Annotated in this window: 7 protein-coding genes; all 7 read right to left on the bottom strand. The window is 50.3% G+C overall.

Going from position 1 to position 10,278, the window contains the following annotated elements; genetic code table 11:
* Positions 1 to 382: 382 nt before the first annotated feature.
* Positions 383 to 1,171, bottom strand: coding sequence for a hypothetical protein (locus UTO39_RS21555; RefSeq protein ID WP_320728069.1), 789 nt, complete (start codon positions 1,169 to 1,171; stop codon positions 383 to 385).
* A gap of 567 nt (positions 1,172 to 1,738) precedes the next feature.
* Entirely contained in the window at positions 1,739 to 3,007 is a 1,269-nt protein-coding gene (locus UTO39_RS21550) for a Y-family DNA polymerase (protein WP_320728068.1), read from the bottom strand.
* Positions 3,008 to 3,009: 2 nt separating this feature from the next.
* Positions 3,010 to 3,429 (bottom strand): translesion error-prone DNA polymerase V autoproteolytic subunit, encoded by a 420-nt coding sequence (locus tag UTO39_RS21545; RefSeq protein ID WP_024907219.1) that lies wholly within the window; start codon positions 3,427 to 3,429, stop codon positions 3,010 to 3,012.
* Between the two features lie 268 nt (positions 3,430 to 3,697).
* Entirely contained in the window at positions 3,698 to 4,879 is a 1,182-nt protein-coding gene (locus UTO39_RS21540) for a tail fiber domain-containing protein (RefSeq protein WP_320728067.1), read from the bottom strand.
* A 112-nt stretch (positions 4,880 to 4,991) separates the two neighbouring features.
* Positions 4,992 to 8,906, bottom strand: a complete 3,915-nt coding sequence (locus tag UTO39_RS21535) for a DUF1983 domain-containing protein (protein WP_320728066.1) — start codon at positions 8,904 to 8,906, stop codon at positions 4,992 to 4,994.
* A 41-nt stretch (positions 8,907 to 8,947) separates the two neighbouring features.
* Positions 8,948 to 9,565: a tail assembly protein gene (locus UTO39_RS21530; RefSeq protein WP_320728065.1), complete on the bottom strand. Its 618-nt coding sequence runs from the start codon at positions 9,563 to 9,565 to the stop codon at positions 8,948 to 8,950.
* Positions 9,558 to 10,277: a C40 family peptidase gene (locus UTO39_RS21525; protein WP_001704110.1), complete on the bottom strand. Its 720-nt coding sequence runs from the start codon at positions 10,275 to 10,277 to the stop codon at positions 9,558 to 9,560. The genes UTO39_RS21530 and UTO39_RS21525 overlap by 8 nt, the downstream gene beginning before the upstream one ends.
* Position 10,278 lies beyond the last annotated feature (1 nt).

Genomic DNA, 10,278 nt, shown 5'->3' with positions numbered 1-10,278 from the left:
CGAAGCATAGTTTGATAATGTAATAGTATGAGTAGTTAATTTTTAAAGAAGATAATGATTTATTTCTAAGTCTTCATGATCTTTTTGCAATAAAAATTAGTGAAAAGTATTCGGGTGGATTTATTAGTTGGATATTTTAAAATATTATAACTCATCATATGCGACGCTTAATATGTAGAACGCGTAAATCTGAGAAGGTTACCAATGTGTTAGGTAACATCCGCTTCTGACACGAAGCGGATGAGCTGCTGAAGCCCGAAGGTCCGCAATGCACGAGGAGCGGACATCAAGAAAAGTACCCAACTGCGTATCGATTGCAAACTATGAAGATATGAAAGTATGGCCGCATGAAGGGCTGTGAGTGCAGCCCTCCAGAAAAGGTTTAATAATATTTACTGGCTTTCGCGCTCGTTTCGGTTAAGTTTATTTCATGGTAGTGATTATTTATAAAGTCACAAAAATTACTAATTTTAACTCGAAGATTCCTCATGCTATGCGTGATTTCGTCGTATAAATCGTTCTCCTCCTGATTTCGACAGAAGTCACCGGGATTTATAAAACTAAAAGTATCTTGCGATACTAAATAATTATATGGGGCTCTTTCAAATAAGGAAATCAGATCACGCCAGGCCGTTGCTAAATCATATGTGACGCTTTCTAAATCTGTATCACTCAGTTGAAAAACTGGTGAATTTATAGCCCTCTGAATATTATCGTACTCTGAAATAATTAATGAATGAATGTATTTTGCATCCCACTGCAAGTGGTCTATTGTTGATGGAAAATCAATAACATTCAACAATGTCAACAAATTTGAGATATCTCTCTTACGCAAAAGTTCTTCCCTAGTCGGCTGGAGTTGCTCGAACATTTGCGGGTAGTACATTCTGAGTACACTTGGGTCTTTACTTAAATCAAAGCTAACATCGTCCCAGAAAGCCACATCGACAGGAAATAGGCCCTGTAATAGTCTGGCATCGTTGAGTGTTCTTACATAGCTCTGAATGCTGACATCCCTGGGAGCCGTCGTAGCGATGTAAAGGGCCGTGATTTTTGGGGTGAATTTTTCAGCCTTAAGTAATTCATCATCGATTGTCGCCCTGCTAATTCCTGATACTGTATTTTTACACTGGATTCCAACGAAGCGCCCAAGAGAGTCAGTACCATACACATCAACTCCATCCTGCTTCTGCCCTGACCGTCCATATCTGTTCAGATTAGGATTGGACCACCGCAGTTGGAACGAACTTTTGCACATATCCTCAAACTCGTCCCATGATTTAGGGGGGGCTAGCCGCATTGAATTATATGTAACCACTTACTAATCCTTTATCTGAGATGCTTTATTTTTGGAAGCACCATTACCATAGTCATGCTCGATGTGCAAGACCTTGCTTTGCATGGTTATATGACATGGACATAATATATTCAGTAAGTGCGTGTAGATTTGTTAATGAGGTTCGCCCCTCAACATACCAGTTTAACACTCTAAGGCTCTTTTTGATAAATCAACAGATTATGAGCAGTGAAAATCGTATCAGAAATGGCGATTTTAAATCGTAAAACGGTACATAGTTCATCGATTTTTCAGACGTTTTTTTTTCACCTGACATGAGATTTCGTTCGACTGAGCATTAGACCCAATTACCACTATTTAATGAGTACAATTGCTTGGCTTTAGATCGAGTAATAATAACGCCCGCTCCTGGCACAAAGTGGACCACGACATTAGGAAAGTTTATCGGACTCTGAGCAGATCTGAATATCTCGTCGTATATCGAGGCGACAACATTTCTCGCTTCATTTGCCACTGTTGCTGAACGCCCTGCCCGGCAAAGTACAGTGTTCCTCTACCGTCTCTGGCATTGAGTTGATCCAGAACCTCCATCAGTTTATCACTACCGGCCCGCGGCGCGTTTTCATCGAACAAGTTGAGCTGGGCCACGCCTTGGCTGAAAAAATCTCCAAGCATGATCCCTGCCTTCTGATACCGGTGACCATCCTTCCAGATTTTGTCCAGACATTTTACCGCGGCGTTGATGATGTCTCGGGTATCCTGAGTGGGGGTAAGAAGCTTCATCGATGCGCTATTACCGTAATACGGCTCGTTAAGCGCAAAGGGAGAGGTTTTCACGAATGCAGAAATAAAGCGGCAATACTGATGCTCGCCGCGAAGCTTTTCAGCGCCGCGCGCCGCATAGCTGCAAATAGCCTGACGCATCTGTTCGTACTCGGTAACGCGTTCACCGAACGACCTGCTGCAGACGATTTCCTGCTTTGCCGGAGCAAACTCCTCCAGATCAAGACAAGGCTCGCCGCGCAATTCCCGGACCGTTCGCTCAAGTACCACGTTAAAATGTTTACGGATAATCCATGTGCTTTGTTCTGAGAGGTCCAGAGCCGTTTTGATGCCCATGGCGTTAAGCTTTTTGCTGATGCGCCTACCTACGCCCCACACGTCCTCTACTGGTACCAGAGCCAACAACCGACGCTGACGCTCAATATTGGACAAATCAACCACCCCGCCAGTCTGGCGCTGCCATTTCTTGGCGGCGTGATTTGCCAGTTTAGCGAGTGTTTTTGTCTGAGCAATGCCGACGCCAACGGTAATGTGCGTACGCTTCAGAACCGTAGCGCGGATCTCTTTTCCAAAGTCAGTCAGGTCCCGGCAGTTCCTAACGCCAGTCAGGTCGCAAAAGGCCTCATCAATGCTGTAAATTTCGACGCGAGGGCTCATTTCTTCAAGCGTCGTCATCACCCGGTTCGACATGTCAGCGTAGAGCTCGTAGTTGCTGCTGAAGCAAACAACCCCAGCGCGCCGAAATAAGTCCTTTTGCTTGAAGAAAGGCTCTCCCATTGTAATTCCAGCGGCCTTGGCCTCGGCGCTGCGTGCGATTACACAGCCATCGTTATTCGAGAGAACGACAACCGGGCGCCCTCTCAGGTCAGGCCTGAATACGGTCTCGCATGATGCGTAGAATGAATTCACATCACAGAGAGCAAACATATTCAGCTCGCGGATTTAACGATGAAAGTAACAACACCGAAAACGTCCAGCGTATCTTCGCTCCCGACGATGATCGGCGAGTATGCGCTATTCATCGGAATGAGCTGAACTGTAGGGCGCAGCTGCAGGCGTTTAACAGTGAACTCCCCTTCCACCGCAGCTATGACAATGTCACCATGCTCAGCAGTCCTAGAGCTGTCCACTACCAGCAGGTCACCGTCGCTGATCCCGGCTTCGATCATAGAATCGCCCGCGGCTTTGACGAAATACGTTGAGCTCGGGTGAGCAACAAGTAACTCATTGAGATCGATGCGCTGTTCAACGTAATCAGCCGCTGGGCTTGGGAAACCACATTGTACTAAGTCACTGAAAAGCGGAAGAGCGATAATTTCTCGCAGTTCTGTTGGCCTAATGAATTCCATTGCACACACCTCAAATACTGTTTTTATATACAGTAGTTTTATTTGTAAGTGTCCGCAAGATACAGGCTCTATCGTCACTGCTTAAAGCTTCGCCGTTTCGTTTCTAAGTTTCTATGTCGCTTCGGATTATGAGTTTTGTAAATTTTATTGCCGCAATTCTATGTGAACAGATTTAAGTCTGTTTTGAAGCAGCCATTCTAGCGTTGATGAGTAAAATCGAAGAACTAACGAGAAAAGTTGAGGCGTTGCAGATCGGCGGCTCAATAGCTTACTGCCCCAGTAACAGTTTATCTACCTGGGTTTTAAGTTCTTCAACCTTATCCATGAGAGCAAGGATCGCTTCATGGTGTAGAGCTGCAGCCACACCAGATGTATCTAGAGCCAGTGTTTTTTCTACCACTTCCCCATTTACCAGTTTTGTCTCCCCATACTCTTTTACGGCTTCAGGGAAAACTTTTTTTACCTCCTGAGCTATGAAGCCGTAGCCATGCAGATTGTTATCTTTACGATCCCACTCTAGCCCTCTGAATAATTTCATCTTATCCAGAGCATCCTCGATAGTTTTAATATTATCTTTGATTCTGGCATCAGATGTATTCACCCAATTGCCGACAGCACGACCATCGACATTAAAACTCCATACAGGGTTACCTCTTGGAGCATTAACCCCGATCAATATTTGCTCAGTCTCATAATCATTCGTGCTATAAGCGGCAACAATAAATCCCTGTGAATTCGGTCTTTTTAGTTTCATCCCTCCATAAACAGCCCCTTGGTCACCCGGCTTTACCGTTTCAAGCATCGTTGTATGGCCGTAGGAGTGATCAATATATAAAGCGTCACCATTGATAGAAGTACCGCCATTGATGGTACCTCCGCTCTTTCCGTTCACAGTTCCGAACCGTGAATCGTCGCCGGCGGCCACCGTTCCAGCAGCCGTTCCAACATTCCTGGTGGCGCTGTCTCCTAAACCGAGGTTTGTGCGAACGTCTGCTGCGTTCGTTGCCCCTGTCCCACCCTGTGCCATCGGGATGGCTCCGTTACTCCCTTTCTGCGCCAGTTTACCAATGCCAGGAATGGTTAAAGGGGTGCCGTTGATGGTAACGGTGATGGTCTGATTGGATGAGGTTGAGGCGAACATCTCCCACGCTCCAATATTCTCGTCGTACTCGTTGATGAGCTGCGACATAGCCTGGGCCAGGCCGTCGACCGAGATATTGTCCGATACAAGGATTCCATACTTCTGGCCGCTCAGCGCCGGGGAAGCAGCAGGCGTAACCGTCATTGACGTGGCGCTGTTCACGGCTGAAATCTGGAACATTTGAACCGGGCTCGACATGACGATAATCGTCTGGCCAGCTCGGACCTGACTGGCGGGCGCCGTCCAGTTCGTGCCGGTGCCAGTTGCGGTGTTTCCGTTAACGGCGATGTTGCCAGTGTTATAAAGCATATTTTCTCCAGGCAATAAAAAACCCCGCCGGGGCAGGGTTGATATTCAAAATAGTCGACTGATTTTGACGAGTGTATTTATCGCGAAAACAGATGTGAGGAAGGATTCAGGCTTAACTTAATGACGTACCCTGCGGCGTAACGATCGCAATTATAGGACTTGTCAATATTCTCCCGCTCCCCGAAGCGCTGAGAGTGATCGTTTTTGCCTCACCCGCTGCAAGGTCGTAAGAGTAACCAAACGATTTTCCCGCAGTACGGTCTGCTTGTTCCTCACCGTTAACAAAGAAACGACAGCCCGCTGTGTACTCATTTATATTAAAAAATATTGATAGCCTGACTGGCAGTCTTGAGTTTCCTCCATAATTAATATTAAAGCTTCGGTTTGCGCCTGCTTCTTTACCAAAGGCAGAATACATTTTGGACTCTGAGATATTACCGACAATTTTGTTTGCATAAACGGTACCCTGAAAATCTCCGTCTGTTGCATATACTGTCCCCCTGAATTCGCCGTTCGTGGCGTAAACCGCTCCTCGCACGGTTACGTTATTGAAAACGGCATAACCGGATTTGTTGATGTGCCAGCCAACATTCCCGGTGCCGTCCCAAGTTGTCGACTGGATGTAGTTGCCGAGTTTGAGGTTGCTGATTGTCCCGTCACCAATGACCGTGTCCCGGATTATGGTTTGCCCGTTCTGAATAACGAACGGTAAAGTTACGGTCCCTCCGGCCATAGTTGTCACGGCGAAGCGATCCGCCAGGAAGATAACCTGCGACTGCATGCCGGATGGCGTATTCTCCACGCCGATCCCCATCCCTGCGGCGTAATACTGCCCGTTGCTGGACATCCCGACTTTGATGCTATACATCGCCTTCAGGTCACCGTTGACGTTGGCAATGGCCTGAGCGTTAGTGGTGATCGCTGAAGTGTGACCATTGACGGTCGCCGTGATGCTATTTACCTGCGTGGCCATAGCCTGCTGGTAATCGGAGAATGTCTGGTTCAGGCTGTTGATGGATGCCTTGTTGCCGTTAACATCCGTCTGCAGGCTCAGCAGCGAGCGCGCCGTTGCCTCCCTGTCGTTGACAATCACTTCATCAATGCGATCCAGATTCGCGCTGTTGCCGGCGACCGATGCAGAAAGTGTTTTACGCGTGGCCACCTGAGCGAGGTTGGCCTGGATTATCGCAATTGCAGAGTTCTTCACCCCGCCCGTAATGCCCTCCATGGACACGCTGATGTTGTCGATTCGCTGGCCCAGGGCGGTATCAGCCGTCGCAACGGTCTGCTCAAGCTGGCTGAGTGAAGACGAAACATTCCCGACCGTGCTGGAAAGCTCATTAACGCTGGTCTGAACCTTCCCGACGTCCTGGGCATTTTTGGCGATATCCTTCGCCTGCTGCTCCAGTTCGTCGTTGGCCTGTTTGATATCGTTAGCCATGCCAGCAATTTTTTCATTGCTGTCCACTGCATTCTCGATCAGGTCTTTGAACGTTTCCGACTCTTTCATATCCTCCAGAATGTCATTGGTTATTTCGCTGACATCTATTGAGGACGTGCCCATGACCCAGTCGGTCCAGTCCCCGGCGTTACCGATACGGTCAATCAGGCGCGCGCGGTACCACTGGCGAACGCCGGCAGGCATGGGGCCATGCTGATAATCTGCAGCCGGGTACGGCACCAGGACCAGCAGTTCAGGATTGGCGTAGTCGGCAGTTGTGGCGCGCTGAATCTCTGTATAAGCCGTGTCGCCTGAGCCATCCGGAAATGCCCAGGTCAGGTCGATATGCCAGACCACATCTTCGGTCGCCAGGAAGTTGAGCGGAGTACCCGGTTTTCCCGTTTTACCGGAGAGATAAGTTGTTTCACCGTATCCCCATGGTGACGACGTATCCTGCGCATTCAGCGCCCGGACGCGCACGTCATAGCTGCCCGAATAAATGCCCTGAACCGAGAAACCCTGCGCGCTGGTAACCGGAACGTTTATCCAGTCCCCGTTGTCCTTACGCCACTGGGCAACATACCGGATTGCACCCTCTACCTTATCCCATGACACGTCTAGGCTTGCTACAGTCAGCCCCTGAGACACATGATCGCTCTCAGTCACCACGATATTCTTCGGAGCAGACAGGACGCTTATCGGCGTGACGGTGATTGGGGGCGATTCGACCCGAACGCCATCATCGATGTAACGATATTTGTTTGGATCGTGCTGAACGGCCGTAATAGTGAAACCGCCTGTGCTGTCGTCGTTAGCCGCAATTGAAGTGACCCTAAAGTACTGTATCGCGAGGTTATCACTGTCTATCGCCCACACAGCACCAGCAGCAGGTGCCTGACTGAAGGCCGTAGCCACAGTCACCGTTATTTTATCGGCGCTCACAGCGCTGATTGTCCGCGTCTGGGCTTTTCCATCTGGCAGGTTAACCACCAGCCGGTCTTTCGCCGCGTAATCTATTTCTCGATCCAGCGTAATCTGGCGGCCGTTAACCGCCACTATGCGGCCACCGTTCTCCTTGCCGGAGCGGAAAGGATCGGCGACACCGATAATTTCTGCGGGCAAAGGGATATAACCGTCCAGCCCCACGCCAAACGATACGGTGCCGTCTTTGGCATTGGAGAGTAATATCCAGCGACCGCGCCGGTGCGCTTCACTTTGCGAGGTGCAGCCGATTGCGGTCAGGGACGTCTGCCGGACGTCGTAACGCTCTACCAGCGCCGAATCGTAGACCCCCTCAACGGTATCGCTGTAATGATTCTGCGGATCGGACCAGGAAACCAGGCAGGAGCTGTAGCGATTCTTGTATGAGCCGCCCGCATAAGTAAACAGCCCATCGATAGCGTTTGAGGCGTTATAAACCCAGTCAACATCGTCCTGCGGGACGTCTGCCTGGACATAAATCTGATCGTTGCCCCAGAACGTTATTCCACGAAATACCGCGGCGAGATCGTTAAGTACCTGCCAGGCGTCCTCCTGGGCCTGAATGAAAACGTTGCAGGTGAAACGCGGTTCGGTGCCACCGGCGCCGTCGGAAACCATTTCGTCACAGTACTGGGCGATTGAATACAGCGCCCACTTATCCACCATGGACGCATCCACGCGCGTGCCCATGCCGTAAATTTCATCCAGAACCAGATCGTAAAATATCCAGGCGGGGTTATTGGACCAGGCCATTTTGAACCCGCCGGACCATGAGCCAGAATAGGTTCGGGTTATCGGATCGTAATTATCCGGAACCTTAATCAGCTTGCCTTTTATCTTACAGGTCACTTTCGGCGCGCTACCGTTGAACTGGCTGCTGTCCACTTCGACATACAGGAGCGCGGTTAAAGGATAACGAAGCTTGCTGTCGATGACTTCCGCATAGGAAAACACCTTGAAGGCGTTAACCAGTTTCGAATTTGATCCGCTGGCATCAGCCGTAATACGCCTGACCCTGACAGACCAGCCGGACATGGATTTTGGCAGATCGATACGGTGGTCACGCTGATATTCCGTCGTGGTCTTTCCGTCAAACTTGCCGTTTACAACCGTTTTCCAGGCGCCGCCGTCCGTTGATAAATCGATCGCATACTCGGTGACCGTGCCCACCATATCGCCATTATCTTTATAGAGATACTGGACCGGAAGGCTGAGCTTGATGCGGATGGCATCCAGGGAAAGATTGGTAAACTGGCGTGTCCAGGGCGCGGTGGTGGTGACAGTTATGCCCACCGCCAGCTCGTTATCGACCTGGGGCATCCCGGCAATATAGGTCTGGTCCTGTGTGCCCTTGCGGAACTCCCATTTCACGCCGCTGAAGTTGTATTCTCCGCTGTCGTTTGCCAGCGGCGTATCATTGAGAAAAATATTCTGAGCGGTCAGGTCGCCCTGTATTTCCCCCTCAGAAACGGCAATGAGCATTTTTAATTTTGCGACCGACAGCAGATCGTCAGGCTGCTCAACCGGAGTATGTGAATTGCCACCTCCCCCTTTGGCACCCTGCAGGATGGTTTCTTGTTTAAGAAGCTGCATTTTTTCACCCATAAAAAAGGTGCCGAAGCACCTTTAAGTTAGTGGCCGCTGGCCTACTGCTGATCGCTCGAGTACATACCGGCGCTGACTATCGCTCCCCCTGCCTCAGTCAGACCGTAGGCCAGGGGGACAGGATGCCCCATAGCGACGGTATTGACCGGCGCCCCGAAGGCGTAGTTAGGCGTGTTGTCCGTGCTGGAGGATTTACCCGCGCTGAAGGATGGCTGGGGCGTGAGCATCTGGACAACGCCACCCAGCATCATTGACACCCCGACCCCGGTCAAAATTGACGTGGCGCTGATGGCTGTTGCACTCATCGCAGCCCCCCAGGCTGCCATACTCGCACCGGCGGTAAAGAATGCAGCGACCAGCGCAACGGCACCTACAACTATCTGCAGGACGCCCGAACTTTTGGCGCCCTCATAAACGGGCACGATCCGGTACACGCTTCCACCGCGGGTCATATCAAACTCTTCCAGCCCGATATTGTTGTCACCGTTAAAAAAGGCGAAACGGATCCCCTTCATATGAGCTTCCGACATATATTTTTTGAATCCGGGAACCTGTGAACACATGGCCCTGAGCATTTCGCGCAGATCGGCAACATCAAACTGAACGCGTTTACCGAATTTTTTAGCCATTTTCCCTTCGAGAATAAGCGTCTTAACCATGCATTCTGTCCTTATGCCTGACCACCCGGACCGTTCTGTCGCGATAATATTTACCATAAGGCGTTCGCGAAGAAAGGTGCCCGAAAAGATGATGGAGAATAATGTTGTCACCCACATATACCGCGGCGTGATTAGTCACCGATGCCTGCACGCTCATCATGATGATGTCCCCTGGCTGCATTGCACCGGCGGCAATCTCAACAAATCCCTCACGCTCCCAGTTGTCGTCGTAAAGCCGTTCCTTGCCGCTCTCCCACCATTCGTAAGGTACTGAATAGTTCCCGAGAACAATGCCGTATTCGCGCAGATAAAATTCACGGATAAGCGACCAGCAGTCGGCGTAACCCAGTACCCACTGCCGCCCGGCATAATCCCGGTCTTCACGCGGGGAAATCGTACAAAAATCCCCGTCCGGCCAGGACATGATCCCCCACTCAATCCCCGACCAGTCGCACTGGATCCGGTCCAGCTCCGAGGGCACCAGCCGAACCACATCCGGATGGGAATGAATGAGCATGATGATCTCACCGCGCGCGCGGGCAGCGAGCTGATCTTCCGGGGAGAGCGTGAATGTCTCCTCGGGCTTATCTGCAATGTTGCGGCAGGGAATAAAGATTTGCTGCTGGCCTGACTGAACAATCAGACCGCAGGCTTCTTTGGGGTATTCAGCAGCGACGTGCTGACGGATAGCATCCAGCAATTTTTCACGCATC

The sequence above is a fragment of the Enterobacter sp. 118C5 genome (assembly GCF_034107645.1).
Classification (GTDB): domain Bacteria; phylum Pseudomonadota; class Gammaproteobacteria; order Enterobacterales; family Enterobacteriaceae; genus Enterobacter; species Enterobacter nematophilus.
The sequence above is the reverse complement of the archived record's forward strand: the minus strand, read 5'-3'. Positions and strand labels throughout refer to the sequence as shown.